At 61.0% G+C, this 14506-nt stretch carries 13 protein-coding genes; 7 read left to right on the top strand and 6 right to left on the bottom strand.

All coding sequences use genetic code 11. The features are described 5' to 3' along the window. Nucleotides 1–748: 748 nt before the first annotated feature. The gene (locus LB536_RS25840; RefSeq protein ID WP_224597594.1) at nucleotides 749–1693 is read left to right on the top strand and encodes a GSU2403 family nucleotidyltransferase fold protein; all 945 of its coding nucleotides are present in this window, start codon (nucleotides 749–751) and stop codon (nucleotides 1691–1693) included. 95 nt (nucleotides 1694–1788) lie between these two features. Here the strand turns inward: LB536_RS25840 and LB536_RS25835 are convergent, their stop codons facing one another. The 5 genes from LB536_RS25835 to LB536_RS25815 form a co-directional block, all read right to left on the bottom strand. Then, nucleotides 1789–2709: an ABC transporter permease gene (locus LB536_RS25835; RefSeq protein ID WP_224597592.1), complete on the bottom strand. Its 921-nt coding sequence runs from the start codon at nucleotides 2707–2709 to the stop codon at nucleotides 1789–1791. Then, nucleotides 2709–3776, bottom strand: coding sequence for an ABC transporter permease (locus LB536_RS25830; RefSeq protein WP_224597590.1), 1068 nt, complete (start codon nucleotides 3774–3776; stop codon nucleotides 2709–2711). Before LB536_RS25830 ends, LB536_RS25835 begins: the two co-directional genes overlap by 1 nt. Continuing rightward, complete coding sequence (locus LB536_RS25825; RefSeq protein WP_224597588.1) at nucleotides 3760–5307, bottom strand: ABC transporter ATP-binding protein; 1548 nt, start codon at nucleotides 5305–5307, stop codon at nucleotides 3760–3762. Before LB536_RS25825 ends, LB536_RS25830 begins: the two co-directional genes overlap by 17 nt. 98 nt (nucleotides 5308–5405) lie before the next feature. Then, entirely contained in the window at nucleotides 5406–6500 is a 1095-nt protein-coding gene (locus LB536_RS25820; RefSeq protein ID WP_224597586.1) for a BMP family ABC transporter substrate-binding protein, read from the bottom strand. Further along, nucleotides 6497–7330 (bottom strand): GntR family transcriptional regulator, encoded by an 834-nt coding sequence (locus LB536_RS25815; RefSeq protein ID WP_224597584.1) that lies wholly within the window; start codon nucleotides 7328–7330, stop codon nucleotides 6497–6499. The genes LB536_RS25820 and LB536_RS25815 overlap by 4 nt, the downstream gene beginning before the upstream one ends. Before the next feature lie 248 nt (nucleotides 7331–7578). On the opposite strand from LB536_RS25815, the gene LB536_RS25810 reads away from it, so the two are divergent. The 6 genes from LB536_RS25810 to LB536_RS25780 all read left to right on the top strand — a co-directional run bounded on the left by LB536_RS25810 (nucleotide 7579) and on the right by LB536_RS25780 (nucleotide 13452). After that, nucleotides 7579–8439: an aromatic ring-hydroxylating oxygenase subunit alpha gene (locus tag LB536_RS25810; RefSeq protein WP_224597582.1), complete on the top strand. Its 861-nt coding sequence runs from the start codon at nucleotides 7579–7581 to the stop codon at nucleotides 8437–8439. 42 nt (nucleotides 8440–8481) lie between these two features. Continuing rightward, a complete protein-coding gene (locus LB536_RS25805; protein WP_224597581.1) occupies nucleotides 8482–9381 on the top strand; it encodes an aromatic ring-hydroxylating oxygenase subunit alpha in 900 nt (299 codons plus the stop codon). 23 nt (nucleotides 9382–9404) lie between these two features. Further along, nucleotides 9405–11171 carry a 2Fe-2S iron-sulfur cluster-binding protein gene (locus LB536_RS25800; RefSeq protein WP_224597580.1) on the top strand — a complete coding sequence of 589 codons (1767 nt, stop codon included), beginning with the start codon at nucleotides 9405–9407 and terminating at the stop codon, nucleotides 11169–11171. Nucleotides 11172–11180: 9 nt separating this feature from the next. Next, complete coding sequence (locus LB536_RS25795; protein ID WP_224597578.1) at nucleotides 11181–11831, top strand: glutathione S-transferase family protein; 651 nt, start codon at nucleotides 11181–11183, stop codon at nucleotides 11829–11831. A 58-nt stretch (nucleotides 11832–11889) separates the two neighbouring features. Further along, nucleotides 11890–13017 (top strand): S-(hydroxymethyl)glutathione dehydrogenase/class III alcohol dehydrogenase, encoded by a 1128-nt coding sequence (locus LB536_RS25790; protein ID WP_224597577.1) that lies wholly within the window; start codon nucleotides 11890–11892, stop codon nucleotides 13015–13017. 267 nt (nucleotides 13018–13284) lie between these two features. Beyond that, nucleotides 13285–13452, top strand: coding sequence for an SDR family NAD(P)-dependent oxidoreductase (locus tag LB536_RS25780; protein ID WP_224597575.1), 168 nt, complete (start codon nucleotides 13285–13287; stop codon nucleotides 13450–13452). On the opposite strand, the gene LB536_RS25775 is transcribed toward LB536_RS25780, so the two are convergent. Next, nucleotides 13439–14440 carry an NADP-dependent oxidoreductase gene (locus tag LB536_RS25775; protein ID WP_224597573.1) on the bottom strand — a complete coding sequence of 334 codons (1002 nt, stop codon included), beginning with the start codon at nucleotides 14438–14440 and terminating at the stop codon, nucleotides 13439–13441. The two genes, LB536_RS25780 and LB536_RS25775, sit on opposite strands and share 14 nt — an antisense overlap. Nucleotides 14441–14506: the final 66 nt, after the last annotated feature.

Below are 14506 nucleotides of genomic sequence, written 5' to 3'. Positions count from 1 at the left end.
TGGTGTGCTTGTTTATCCCCTTAAGTTTGCAGCGATAGAAGTTCGCCGACAAGTTCAGCGAGGCCAGGTTTGAAGAAACCTTTCGCTCTCGATAAGCCTCCGGGTCTTGAAGGCGGCTATAACCACCGTTTCTTCAATCGCGAAACTCTTGGCGCTTCTCCGTTTCTCGGACCAGCTTCTAAGAGCTATGGCATCTCGCAGGAGTCCGTCTTTCCACGGAAATGAGTCCGGAATCGTGGCGTGATTACTTACCGGCAAGCTACCCCACTTCAAAAGACAGCCCGCCTAGCAGCGCAGGGTAACGCCTATCCCGACGAAGCGGTGAGCGGTGATGACCCAATGACCCCGTCCCAAAGGTCTTACTGTGTGAGCAGGCGGAGGACCAGGAAAGCTTTGCAGAGAACCTCAGCAAGGGGAGCATAAAAAAGCTGGGGGTATCGCCGGCTTCGCAGTGTCTTCGACAGCGATTACAAACAGCGGCACGACAAACGACGGCCGAAAAAGGAGAAATTCGCGGCGTGGCACCCCCAGCTTTTTTATGCTCCCCTCAGACACGCCGCCTTGGAGCGTCTGCCACGCCCGCCTGCATGAGAAGCATCGTCGTCGCTGGTCAGATCAGCTATTTATAGCAACAACAAACCATTTCTTAAACAGAGCGCAAGCAGTTTAAGCACTTATTCATTAGCAAGCGCATTTTTCTTAGAAGTGTGTGCCGGCTTCGGAAAAAAATCATGCTGAAGGTCTACACTTGGTCTCCACACTGACTCGCGAAGCAGGGCTGACTGCACCGGACCGGTTCACTGGCGATGTCGTTGAAGCCATCGGAGCAGCAGGAATCTTCCGCCTAAGAGCCGTGCTCGTCGGTACGGTTGCTTTTCAGACGTATGCTGGACACCTCGGCGTAAGATTGCCTGGTGCTTCATTGCAAACCGGCGATGCCGATTTCGCGCAGCATTACTCGATTTCGTCGTCAAAGGGCATGGACAAATCCAAGCGCGTTCGCATCCGCTGTTCGGCCGCGACAGAGAGCGGAATATGCGCTGATCCGAAGACCTTCTATTTGGATACGGTCGAAACTGCAGTTCTGAACGGGCTTACCGCCGAGTTGCGCCATCCCGAAGTGATTGCCCAGTACGTCCAGACCTACCACGAAGAACGGAAGCGCCTGGCCGCCGATACCGATGCCAGGCGCACCCGTTTGGAGCGACGGCTTGAAGAGCTAACTCGGGAGATCGAGCGGTTGGTCAACGCCATTGCCAAAGGCCACGGCGACCCAGCTATATTGGGGCCGCAATCAACAACACTGAATGAAGAGCGCAAGAGCATTTTGGCAGAGTTGGATCGGGCGCCCGCTGCGACCGGAGTGATCGCGCTGCACCCTGCGGTGCTCGCCCGCTACGAGGAACAACTGAACCAACTTCAGACCGGGCTTGCCAAGGGCATTGCTTCTGGCGATTCCGAATGTGCAGAGGCGATGCGTGGCTTGGTCGAAACCGTCACGGTGTTTCGAGATCCGTCGAGAACCGGGGTCGAAGTCGAAATCGCTGGGCGGCTGACGGCACTCTTAGGCGAGCGTGCTTTCCCCCACGGCGTCAAAGGAGTGGGGGGAATGGTGGTAGCGGGAGAGCGCTACCGCCTTTCCCCAGCCAATAGCTGGCCTGTTCAGACTTCGCTGCTACGGCTGAGCACCTAGCCAAGCCGCTTGAATGGTTGAAGCACCTTGCCTGGCGCGTGCGGCAAGGTTGGCAACGACGTGCAATGACAGATTTTGAACCCGACATTCCTGGCTCAACTTGCCGGACGGAAGGGTTTTGCAAGAGATGCCGGGAAATGCAGCGCCAGCATCTGGCGGTTCCGCGAGATGAGCACCAACACGATGATGGTCGCCAGGTAGGGCAGGGCCGACAGCAACTCCGAGGGCACTTCCAGTCCCAAAGCCTGCCCCTGCAGCTGCAGGATTGTCATGCCGCCGAACAGCCAGGCGCCAAGCAGAATGCGCAGCGGCCGCCATGTGGCGAAGACCACCAGCGCCAGCGCGATCCAGCCCTTGCCGGCGGTCATGTTCTCGACCCAAAGCGGCGTGTAGGCGACCGACAGGTAAGCGCCCGCCAGCCCCGCCATCAGCCCGCCAAACAGCACAGCCATATAGCGGATCCTGATCACCCGATAGCCGATCGCATGTGACGTCTGTGGCGACTCGCCGATCGTGCGCAGAACCAGCCCGGCTTTGGTCCTGTAGAGAAACCAGCTGATGGCGACGAACATCAGCAAGCCGAGGTAGACCATCGGGTCGAAGCGGAACAGCAGCGGGCCAATCATGGGCAAATCAGACAAGATAGGTATGTTGACGCGATGCAATGCCTCGATCGGATCGCTGCCGAAACCGCGCCCGAGGAAGGCCGAAACCCCTGAGCCGAAGATCGCAAGCGCCAGGCCGGCGGCATACTGGTTGGTCAGGAAGGTCAGTGCCAGAACGCCGAACAGCAGGGATGCGGCGGCACCCGCCAGCGCGCCGGCCATGATCGCGACAGGCATGGAAAAGCCTGCCGTGACTGCCCAGAATGCAAGGGCTGCTCCCATCAGCATCATGCCTTCGATGCCGAGATTGAGAACCCCGGATTTCTCCACCACGAGTTCGCCGAGCGCCGCGAAGATCAAGGGCGTCGCGGCAATGATGGTGCCCGTGAAGATGGCAATGAACAGATCCATCAGGCTCTCTCCCGAACCAGGCGAATGCGATAGAAAATGAAGAAGTCGGCGGCGAGCAGGAAGAACAGGAGGATGCCCTGGAAAATCCGCGTCAGCGCCGAGGGCAGGCCCAACGTCATCTGCACGCCTTCGCCGCCGAGAAACAGCAGCGACATCAACAGCCCGCCGAGCACGATGCCGAACGCGTTCAGCCGTCCGATGAAGGCGACAATGATGGCCGCAAAACCATAGCCCGGCGATATTTGCGGCGAGAGCTGGCCGAGTGGGCCGGCGGCTTCCGCCATACCCGCGATCCCGGCTGCCGCACCGCCGGCCAGCAGGCCGATCCAAATCGCGGCCGACTGGCGAAATCCCGCATAGCGAGCGGCGAGGGGAGCCGCGCCGCTCACCGACATCTTGTAGCCAAGAAAGCTGCGGTCGGTGAACAGCCACATCGCGATGACGGCGACGACGGTGATGAAGATCGAGGAATTGAGCCGGTAGGCCGGATCAAAGGATTGCAGCAGTGCTGCGGCGGGCAGGAGAGCCGTCTGCGGATAGTTGAACCCGGCCGGATCGCGCCACGGTCCATGCACGAGATAGGACAGGAACAGCGTGGCGATGTACGTCATCATCAGCGTGACGAGGATTTCGTTGGTGTTCATGCGGGCGCGCAGGAAGGCGGGGATCGCGGCCCATGCCATGCCGGCGCCCATGCCGGCCAGGAACATCAGAGGCAACAGCAGCACGCTCTGGGGCTCTGGCCAGAATAGGCCGACGCCGCTGGCGGCGATCGCACCCATCGTGAACTGGCCCTCTGCGCCGATGTTCCAGACATTGGCGCGGAAGCCGACCGCCAGCCCGCAAGCGATGAGGATCAGCGGCGAGGCCTTGAGCAACCACTCCGACAGCCCGTTCATCGAACTGAGCGGCTCGACGAAGAACGCATAGAGCGTGGCCAGCGGATCATGCCCGAGCGAAGCGAAGAAAATCGAGCCAACGATGACCGTCAGTGCCGTCGCCAAAACCGGCGCGGCGACGCGCATCGGCGCGGAAGGCTCCGGTCTCTGTTCAATCCTGAGATGCAACGCTGCCACCTCTGTTCGCCGATACGCCTTCGCTCATGCCTTGGCCGGTCATCAGAAGCCCGATTTCCTCGCGGTCGGCGGTCGTGCAGACAAGTGGTGGAGACACCTTCCCCTGGCAGATGACCAGCAGCCGGTCGCAGATCTCGAACAGCTCGTCGAGTTCCTCGGAGACGACAAACACGGCCGCTCCGGCGCGGCTGAGATCGATGATGGTCTGGCGGATGAAGGCGGATGCGCCGACATCGACCCCCCAGGTCGGCTGCGAAACCAGGAGCAGCTTCGGCGTGATCGCGATCTCGCGTCCGACGATGAATTTCTGCAGATTGCCGCCCGACAGGCTTTGCGCGGTCGCTTGCGCTCCGCTGGCCTTGACCTTGAACCTGTCGATGATGCCGGTGGCGAAAGCCTTCGCCTTGCGTCGGTCGACCAACCCCTTGCGCACCGTGCCGAAGCGATGCGCCGTCAGCACGGTATTCTCCCACAGCGTGTGCGATGGCACGGCACCGCGTCCGAGCCGTTCTTCGGGAACGAAGGCGACGCCGAGTTTGCGGCGTTCCTGGGGGCGCAGGCGGGCGGCGTCGGTTCCGCGAATCCTGATCGCATCGGCGCGCTCATGGGTGCGTTCGCCGCTGAGCAGGGCGATCAGCTCGGCCTGGCCATTTCCGGAAACGCCGGCGAGGCCGACGATCTCCCCGCCATGCACATTGAACGAAACGTCCTTCAGGTCGACGCCGAAATGATCCCGGGCCTTGACCGAGAGGCCCCTGACCTCAAGCACGGGTCTGTCGCTTGGGACCGGCGGGCCGACGTGCATTTCAGGCAGCCTGGAGCCGACCATCATGCGGGCGAGCTCCAGCGATGTCGTCTCCTTGGGGCGGGCGGTGCCGGTGACCTTGCCGTTGCGCAACACCGTTGCGGTGTCGCAGAGCTCCTGCACCTCGTCGAGCTTGTGGCTGATATAGACGATGCTGCAGCCTTCAGCGGCCAATTGCCGGAGCGTCTCGAACAGCTTGACCACAGCCTGCGGCGTCAACACGGAAGTTGGTTCGTCGAGGATCAGGAGTTTTGGCGCCTGCAGCAGGCAGCGAACGATCTCGACGCGCTGACGCTCGCCGACCGACAGATCGTGCACCTGGCGATGTGGATCGATGGGCATGCCGTAGCGGAGCGAGAGGTCGCGGATCTTTTCGGCAAGCGAGGGAAGATGAAATCCGCTGCTTGCCGACAGCGCAATGTTCTCGACCACAGAGACCGATTCAAACAATGCGAAGTGCTGGTAGACCATCTCGATGCCGAGCGAGCGCGACACCGCCGGGTTGTGGGCGACGATCGCATTGCCATCGCTGTAGATCTCCCCGGAATCGGCCTGCGCCGCGCCGTAGATGATCTTCATCAGCGTGGATTTGCCGGCGCCATTCTCGCCGAGCACGGCGTGGATCTCGCCGGGTTGGATCGACAGTGAAACGTCGTCATTGGCGACGACGCCCGGATAGCGTTTGCAGATGTTGCACAGTTTTAGACGCGGGTGCATGGCGGGTCCTGCCGTGACGTGAAGCAAGGTTGGACGAGGCGCAAGCCGGCTGGCGCCGAAGCATATCGGCTTCGGCGCCAAGGCTCTTTGACGGACGATCAGCTCAGCTTGCCGATCATCCCCTTCACGAACCAGTTCATACCGCGAATGTCGTCATCGGCCAGAACGGAACCGGCGGCGACCTTGACGTTGCCGGCCTGGTCCTTCAATTCGCCGGCATAGGGGTGGACCTTGCCGCTACCGATGTCGGCCTCGAGCTGTTTCAGCTTGGCCCGGGAATCGGCGGGAATGCCTTCATTGTAGGGCGCCATCTTGACCACGCCGGCCGCCAGCCCGTCCCAACGCACCTCCGGCTTCCACGTGCCGGCAGCGACTGCCTTGGCAGCGCCGACATAGTCGCTGGTCCAGTCGAGGACGAACGACGTCAGCTGCTTACCCGAACCGAACTTCGCCATGTCGCTGGCGTAGCCGATCGACCAGGCGCCGCCTTCGCCTGCGACCTGAACGCCGGTCGCCGTGTCCGTCATCGAGCAGATGACGTCGCAGCCTTGCGAAATCAGCGTCTTGGCGGCCTCCTTTTCCTTGCCAGGATCGAACCAGGAGTTGAGGAAGATCGCGTTACAGGTGGCATTCGGATTGACGCTTTGCGCGCCAAGCAGCAGCGCATTGGCCGGGCCGACGATGTCGGGGATCGGGAAGCCGCCGATGAAGCCGATCTTGCCCGCTTTCGACATGTAGCCGCCGGCAGCGCCGGCGACGAAAGTACCCTCGTAATATTTGGCTTCGAAGGTGCCGAGATTGGCGAGATGGACAATGCCGGAGCAATGTTCGAAGGCCACCTTGGGGAACCGCGGCGCCACTTTCTGCATCGGTGTTCCGTGCGAGAAGCTGGTGCCGAAGATCAGCTTGTTGCCGGCGGTGGCCAATTCGCGAAAAATGCGTTCGGCGTCCTGCGGCATGAAGATGTTGTCGATGACGGTAAGTTCGACCTTGTCGCCGAACTCGGCCTTGATGGCCTCGACGCCGAGGCTGTGCTGCTTGGTCCAGCCGATTTCAGCGACCGGGGAGACATAGACGGCGCCGATTTTCAGCACCTCCTGCGCTTGCGCGACGGTGCTCAATCCCCCGGTGCCAAGTGCTGCGCCGAGCGCACCGCTGTATTTCAGGAAATTCCGTCTTGTTACGTCGTTCATGATTGTAACCCTCTGTTGGTTTTTTTCGTTGATGCCCGGCTTGCGGGTGCCGGATCTTTTTTTGGAAGATGGATGTGTAGATGCGTCGCCGCGTCGCCCGGTGCTTTCGCTGGCCTTGCGAGCGGAACCGCCGTTGTTGCCCCATCGGCCTTGCCGTCGAGATAGGGTGCGAGGGCCTCGGCCGGCGTCAGCTCGGGAAACACCTCACGGTCCATGATGTAGCCGCGCACCACGGTCCGATGGTGGGTGTCGATGAGGTCCATCGCCTGCTTCAGGCGGCCTTTCTCCAGGAGGTCGACCACCCGCGAGTGGTCGTCGAGCAGGTTACAATAGTCGAAATCGGCGGTAATGAGCGACCGAAGCAGCGTCGTACGGCGCACAAGCTGAGCATGGATTTCCTGCATCACCTTGTTGCGGCTGAGGCGCACGAAGACGGTATGGAATTCCTGACCGAGCACGTCGGCCAGCGCATCGTTGCCAGCGGCGACAGCCTGGCGCTGGCGTTCGACATGGTGGCGCAGTTCGGCCCAGCCGGCGGGGCCGAGGCGGTCGCTCAGCTGCGCGGCGACGCCCTGTTCGACCAGGGTCAGCGCGTCGTAGATCTCCAGCGCTTCCTGCATACTGGGCCGGGCGACGAAGGCGCCGCGGTTGCGCTCGATCTGGGCCAGGCCGTCATCGGCGAGGCGGATCAGCGCCTGTCGCACAACGATGCGGCTGACGTCGAATATCTCCGCGAGCTCGCGTTCGCCAAGTTTGCAGCCCGGCACCAGTCGATGATCGATGATCGCGCGCGTCAGCGTTTCCGCGATCGTTTGGGAGCGACCGCTCACGACATGGCTCTCCGCCGTTTGCAAGACATGATTGGGATGTCGTCCATATCGAACACATGCCCCTCGAGGTGCAACATATCTCGAATTCAGAATTCCATATCGGAGTGCAATCGTCGCAATCTGTCAATAAAAAATCGTGTTTTGCCACACAAAAACTTATTGATTGATATCCAATCTTATGGTTCTTTGATTTCGAAACGCTGAGCTAGGTTCATGATGAAGGGCTAGCCGAGTGAGAGGGGATGCCGATGGCAACCCGTTGCAATGACCGCGAACTTTTGAACGACTGGCATATCGTTGCCGACCGCGCGGCACTGGCTAGCGATACACCGTTCCCGACCCGCTTGCTCGGGGTCGACCTTGCCATCGATTGCAGGGATCTTCGCAAGATAGAGGTTGTGCGAACGGATACCGGGGCGACGCTCAAGAGCGCCGAGCGATACGGCTTCGTTTGGACGTGCCTCGATACACCCTGGCGCGACATCATCTATATCCCGGAGGCCAACGAGGCGGATCGTCATCTGGTCAGCGGCGGCTCCATAGCGGTCAAGGTGTCCGGCCTGCGCGCCGTCGAGAATTTTCTGGACATGGGGCATTTCCCCTTCATCCACGCTGGCTGGCTTGGCGAGGAGCCGCATACCGAGGTGGCGCCCTACAAGGTGGAAATCACCGACAAGGGCGAGGTTCTGGCAACGGAATGCAAATTCTATCAGCCGGTGGCTTCGCCGACCGCCAGGCACGGGTTTGTCGTCGACTACATCTACAAGGTCATACGGCCCTATACGGTGGCGCTTTACAAGAGCAACCCGATCCAGAAGGAGCGGCTCGACGTGATCACCTTGTTCGTGCAGCCGGTCGACGAGGAAAATTGCATCGCCCATCCTTATCTTTGTTATCTGAAGGAGGGCATGGAGGCGGCGACCGTGCGCAGCTTCATGCAGCTGATCTTCGGCCAGGACAAACCGATCCTGGAGAACCAGTTGCCCAAGCGCCTGCCGCTCGATCCGCGCGCTGAGACGCCGATCCGGGCCGACGCCGTCTCGGTCTACTACCGGCGTTGGCTGCGCGACCGCGCTGTCACCTACGGCGCCATACCGGCGCAATCCTGATTTCGGCAACGACGGTCTCGGGCGCATTGAAGGAATAGAACGATGGCAAAATGCACGGATACGGTAATCCTGAATCTCTGGCATCCGATCGGCGCGATTGCCGAGACGCCTCCGTTCGCCGTCGAGGAGACGGTGTTGCTTGAGGAGCGTGTCAGTTTTGCCGTCAGCGAGAACGGTGAACCCGTCGTGTGGCGATCGCGGCCGGGTTTGCGGCCGGGAGACCGGGCGCCGGTCATCGACATCGATGAAAGACTGCCGGCAAAGAGCGCTTATGGCTATGTCTGGACCTCGCTCGGGTCGCCGCCCGAGGATCTGTTTCCGATCCCGGAATATGCGGAAGCGGATCGACGCAAGCTCAACGCCGCGACTTTCGGCGTGAATGTTTCAGCGCCGCGCGCCATCGAGAACTTTCTCGACATGGGCCATTTCCCATACGTCCATACCGACATTCTCGGCGTCGAACCGCACACCGAGGTCAAGGAATACGATGTCGAGATTTCGGCCGACCGCGACGAGATCCTGGCGACGCGCTGCCGCTTCTTCCAGCCGATGGCTTCGACCACCTCGGACGGCGGTGCGGATGTGGACTATGTCTATCGCGTGCCGCATCCCTATTGCTCGGTGCTCTACAAATCGAGCCCCCTCGATGAAACGCGGCGCGATGTCATCGCCGTCTTTCTGCAACCGGTCGACCAGGAGCACGTGCGGGCCCACATGCTGCTGTGTGTGCTCGACGAGGACAATGAAGACAAGGTGATCAAGCGATTTCAGCAGACCATCTTCGGCCAGGACAAGCCGATCCTCGAGAACCAGGTGCCGAAGCGTCTCCCGCTCGATCCTCGTGCGGAAACACCGATACGGGCCGACAAGTCGGCCATCGCCTACCGGCGCTGGCTCAGCCAGAAGGGCGTCACCTATGGCGTCATTCCAGTAGCGGCCTGACGAGACATTTTTGGAGACGATGAATGTTGGAAGAAGCCAGGAACAAGTGGCATCCGATCGCCGCTGCCTATGATTTGCCGTACCGCCACGTCTTCCATGGCCAGTTGCTCGGCCGGGAGTTTGCCGTCTGGCGCGCCGATGACGGCTACGTCAACATTTGGGAAAACCGTTGCCTGCATCGCGGCGTCAGGCTGTCGATCGGCATCAATGATGGTCGCGAGCTGAAGTGCCAGTACCATGGCTGGCGCTATTCCAACCGCACCGCCGGCTGCACCTATATTCCGGCACATCCGGCCGACGCGCCGGCCCGCACCATCACCAACCGTACCTTTCCAGCCGTGGAACGCTATGGCCTCGTCTGGTCGTCCGAAGAGCCGCGAGGCGAGGTTCCGGACGTCTCCGGCTTGCCGGAAGGCAAGTTGCTCGTGTTGCGTGGAATCCCCGTCAACGCGCCGGCCGGCAAGGTCATCGAGAGACTGAAGGCCTATCGTTTCCAACCCAGCGCCAGGATCGACGGCGACGGCGCCGAAATCCAGGCTGAAGCCGTGCAGGATTTTGCCGTGGCGCTGCGCTCAGTGGACGGCAGCGCGCGGACACAGGGGGTCTTCTTCGTCCAGCCGGTCGATTCCAACCGTTCGGTCATTCGTGGCGTGCTGGATCAGGACGCCGATGGGGCCGTGCGCATCACCATCCTGCGCCATCACAACGAGCTTCTGTCGAAGCTGCGCGATGAGGCGGAGCGGGAGGCTGCGAACGCATCGGCGCCGGCACCGATCGAGCCGATCTACGAAAAGGTGTCCGCCGAACTCGCGGAGATGCCGGAATTGATGACGCAAGGCCGCAAGGCCGCACTGCGCGTTACGGTGGCGAGGAAATGGCAGGCGGCCGACGGCATAGCCGGATTCGAGCTTCGCCCGATCAAGGGCCTTCTGCCGACCTTCCAGCCAGGCGCTCATATCGATATCCACATGCCCAACGGCGAGGTCCGGCAATATTCGATCACCAACGGACCTGGCGAAACCGACAGCTTCGTCATCGGCGTGAAGCTGGAAAGGGATTCGAAGGGCGGTTCGAAATGCATGCACGAGACCGTTCGCGAAGGCGACGTGCTGGCGATTTCGGAGCCGCGCAACAATTTCCCGCTGCGCCGCGATGCGATCAAGACGCTGTTCATTGCCGGCGGTGTCGGCATCACACCACTGCTGGCCATGGCGCAGGCCTTGAAAAATCAGGAGCTGACGCACGAACTTCACTATTTCGCGCAAGGAAAAGAGCATCTCGCCTTCTCCGATCGCCTGCAACGCCTCGGTGGTTCGCTCGTGCCGCACCTCGGCCTCACCCCGGAGCAAACAGGCGCCAAACTGCGTGAGCTGCTTTCCCCGTACCAGAACGGCATGCATCTTTACGTCTGTGGTCCCGGCCCGATGCTGGAAGCTGCCCGAAGGACAGCGGCCGAGCAGGGCTGGCCGGAGACCGCGGTACATTTCGAATATTTCAAGAACACCAACAAGATCGACGACAGTTCCAGCTTCGAGGTGGCCCTGGCGCGCTCCTGCGTCACGCTCAAGGTGCCCGCCGGCAAGACCATCATGCAGGTGATGCGCGAGAACGGCATCGATGTGCCGTCATCATGCGAGCAAGGCGCCTGCGGCACCTGCATGGCGACGGTGATCGAAGGGGAGCCGGACCACCAGGACGTCTACCTTAACGATGCCGAGAAAAAGGCCGGGACCAGGATCATGACCTGTGTGTCGCGCGCCAAAACGGCGCGCCTCGTACTGGACATATAGGAGCTGCCGATGATCACGCTTTACGACTACGAACTGTCTGGCAATTGTTACAAGTTGCGCTTGCTGATGAGCTCCCTCGGCGTCGACCACAAAACCGTGCCGATCGACTTCTATCCCGGCCGCGAACACAAATCGGAATGGTTCCTGAAGCTCAATCCGCTCGGGCAGCTGCCGGTCATCGATGATGACGGGCTGATCCTGCGCGATGCTCAGGCGATCCTGGTCTACCTCGCGTCGAAATACGATCCCTCGGGTACCTGGTATCCCCGGGACAGCCCAGCCCAACTGGGTGAAGTGAGCCAGTGGCTGGCGTTTGCCGACGGCATCACCGCAACCTCGTCGGCGGCCCGCCTGCACGATGCGCTGTTCTACGATTTCGATGTCGATGCCGCTCGTGCGGGCGCGCACCGGCTGTTTCGCATTCTCGACGAGCATCTGTGGTTCGGCGAACAGCAAGGCCGCAACTGGATCTGTTCTTCCAGCCACCCGACCATCGCCGACATCGCCTGCTTTCCCTACATCATCCTGTCGGAGGAGGGCGGAATACCCCGGCAGGACTATCCGGCCATCCGGCGCTGGTGCGATCGGGTCAAGCGCATCAAGGGCTTCACCGTCATGTCGGGCGTGTTCCCGGCCGGACCAGCCAAGGTCGCCGCCTAGTCATTTCCAATCACAAGCGAGGCCACGCCTTGCAAACGAATTTCGGGGAGAAGAAAGAATGAAAACCCGCGCCGCTGTCGCAGTCGCTGCCGGAAAGCCGCTGGAGATCATGGAGGTCGACCTCGAGGGACCGCGCGATGGCGAGGTACTGGTCGAGATCAAGGCGACCGGCATCTGCCACACCGATGAATTCACGCTGTCGGGCGCCGATCCCGAAGGCATCTTCCCGGCCATTCTCGGCCATGAAGGCGCCGGCGTCGTCGTCGATGTCGGCAAGGGCGTCACCTCGGTCAAGAAGGGTGACCACGTCATTCCGCTCTATACGCCGGAATGCCGGCAGTGCCCGTCCTGCCTGTCCAGAAAGACCAATTTGTGCACCGCCATCCGTGCCACACAAGGCCAAGGCCTGATGCCGGACGGCTCGTCGCGCTTTTCGATCGGCAAGGACAAGATCTTCCATTACATGGGCTGCTCGACCTTCTCCAATTTCACCGTGCTGCCCGAGATCGCGGTCGCGAAGGTCAATCCCGACGCCCCCTTCGACAAGATCTGCTACATCGGCTGCGGCGTCACCACCGGCATCGGCGCCGTCATCAACACCGCCAAGGTCGAGCAAGGTGCTACATCAGTGGTCTTCGGCCTCGGCGGCATTGGCCTCAACGTCATCCAGGGCCTGAAGCTTGCCGGCGCCGACATGATCATCGGCGTCGATTTGAACAACGACAAGAAGGAATGGGGCGAGCGCTTCGGAATGACGCATTTCGTCAATCCGAAGGAGATCGAGGGCGACATCGTCCCCCACCTCGTCAACATGACCAAGCGCGGTGCCGACCAGATCGGCGGCGCCGACTACACGTTCGATTGCACCGGCAACACCAAGGTGATGCGCCAGGCGCTGGAGGCTTCGCATCGCGGTTGGGGCAAGTCGGTGGTCATCGGCGTCGCCGGCGCCGGCCAGGAGATTTCGACCAGGCCGTTCCAGCTCGTCACCGGCCGCAGCTGGATGGGCACCGCCTTCGGCGGCGCACGCGGTCGCACCGACGTGCCAAAAATCGTCGATTGGTACATGGACGGCAAGATCCAGATCGACCCGATGATCACCCACACGCTGAATCTCGAGGACATCAACAGGGGATTCGACCTCATGCATGAGGGCAAGTCGATCCGGAGTGTCGTGGTCTACTGAAGACGGCCACACGCCGCCGACTGCGGTTCGACGCAACCCTGCTGATCGCGCCACGCGCCAGGTTCAGTTCACCGGCCGCATTCGTGAAGCTCAGATGACGTGCCGCTGCATCGAAGGACGGCAGCGTCGTGAGGGATGGCAGTTTGCGGGGCACTGTCTCTCTGCTCACGTATTATCGATCATTACTCGTTTGTTGCCGACGACGCGCGCCTATCGCGGCTGAGCCGCCCTAACTCTCATTCACACTCAAATTTGATGGAGAACTCCGTGGCATCGCTTACCGGCGAGAAAATCGTCGTCGTTGGCGGCAGCTCCGGCATCGGCGTCGGCGTCGCCGCTGCGGCCCTGGCTCGCGGCGCAGAACTTGTGATCATTGGCCGCTCGCAGGACAAGCTCCTCAAGGCGCGCAGCGCCAGCGTTGCTAGCCGATTTTAATGATGACCTTGCCTTTGGCGCGTCCTGTCTCGACATAAGCTAGAGCCTCATTGGTCGCTTCAAATGGAAAGATCCGATCCGCAACCGGGCGGATGACGCCGGATTCGATGAGGGATGTGATCTTGCTCAGCTGATCACCCTGTGCGCACATGAACAGGAACGAATAGCTCACGCCACGCCGTCTGGCTTTGGCCCGGATACCGCGGCTGAGGAAGCGCAGCACCAGCCTAAGCATCAAGTTCAGTCCCTGTGCCTTGGCAAATTCGGGATCCGGCGGACCGGAGATGGAAATGAGCTTGCCGCCCGGTTTCAGCACATTCAGGGATTTTTCAAGCGTTTTTGCGTCCTGACTGTTCAGGACGACGTCGTAGCCCGACAAGACTTTCTCGAAGTCGTCTTTCCTATAGTCGACGATGATGTCGGCGCCGAGAGCTTTAAGAAGATCGGCGCCCGCCGCGCTCGCCGTCGTCGCGACGGTTGCGCCAAGATGCTTGGCAAGCTGGATAGCGAACATGCCCACTCCGCCGGAACCGGCCTGGATGAAGACTTTTTGGCCTTTATTCAGATTGGCCGTTTCGACCAGCACCTGCCAAGCCGTCAGGCCGACCAGAGGAATGGACGCGGCCTCCTCCATGGTGAGATTTTTCGGCTTCAACGCTACGTCGGCTTCGTGGATGGCAATGTATTCGGCCAACCCACCTATCCGGCCATCGCGTGGCCGCGAATAGATTTCGTCGCCCGGCTTGTACTTGCGGACTTTTGACCCAACCCGCACGACGGTTCCCGCTACGTCGTGCCCCAGGACGAAGGGTGGGTGATAGGGCAAAATGAGTTTGAATTCCCCATCCCGGATTTTGGAATCTAGAGGGTTGAGGCCTGCGGCATGAATCTCGACCAAGACATCATTGTCCTGGAGAACTGGTTCCGGCATCTCTGCCAGCCGCAGAATGCCCTTCTTGCTGTACTTATCAACGACGAAAGCCTTCATGGCAGTTGCCTTCCAAAAACGTGTTAGCCGCGCGAGGTAGCCGCGGGCGGGGTGACCTGTCGTGTG

Origin of the sequence: Mesorhizobium sp. ES1-3, assembly GCF_020164795.1 — a bacterium.
Lineage (GTDB): Bacteria > Pseudomonadota > Alphaproteobacteria > Rhizobiales > Rhizobiaceae > Mesorhizobium.
The sequence above is the reverse complement of the archived record's forward strand: the minus strand, read 5'-3'. Positions and strand labels throughout refer to the sequence as shown.

Coding starts and splice junctions, on each gene's coding strand:
- LB536_RS25835 (WP_224597592.1), bottom strand. CDS start 2,709: ATGGATCTGTTCATTGCCATCTTCACGGGCACCATCATTGCCGCGACG.
- LB536_RS25825 (WP_224597588.1), bottom strand. CDS start 5,307: ATGCACCCGCGTCTAAAACTGTGCAACATCTGCAAACGCTATCCGGGC.
- LB536_RS25820 (WP_224597586.1), bottom strand. CDS start 6,500: ATGAACGACGTAACAAGACGGAATTTCCTGAAATACAGCGGTGCGCTC.
- LB536_RS25810 (WP_224597582.1), top strand. CDS start 7,579: ATGGCAACCCGTTGCAATGACCGCGAACTTTTGAACGACTGGCATATC.
- LB536_RS25805 (WP_224597581.1), top strand. CDS start 8,482: ATGGCAAAATGCACGGATACGGTAATCCTGAATCTCTGGCATCCGATC.
- LB536_RS25800 (WP_224597580.1), top strand. CDS start 9,405: ATGTTGGAAGAAGCCAGGAACAAGTGGCATCCGATCGCCGCTGCCTAT.
- LB536_RS25795 (WP_224597578.1), top strand. CDS start 11,181: ATGATCACGCTTTACGACTACGAACTGTCTGGCAATTGTTACAAGTTG.
- LB536_RS25790 (WP_224597577.1), top strand. CDS start 11,890: ATGAAAACCCGCGCCGCTGTCGCAGTCGCTGCCGGAAAGCCGCTGGAG.
- LB536_RS25775 (WP_224597573.1), bottom strand. CDS start 14,440: ATGAAGGCTTTCGTCGTTGATAAGTACAGCAAGAAGGGCATTCTGCGG.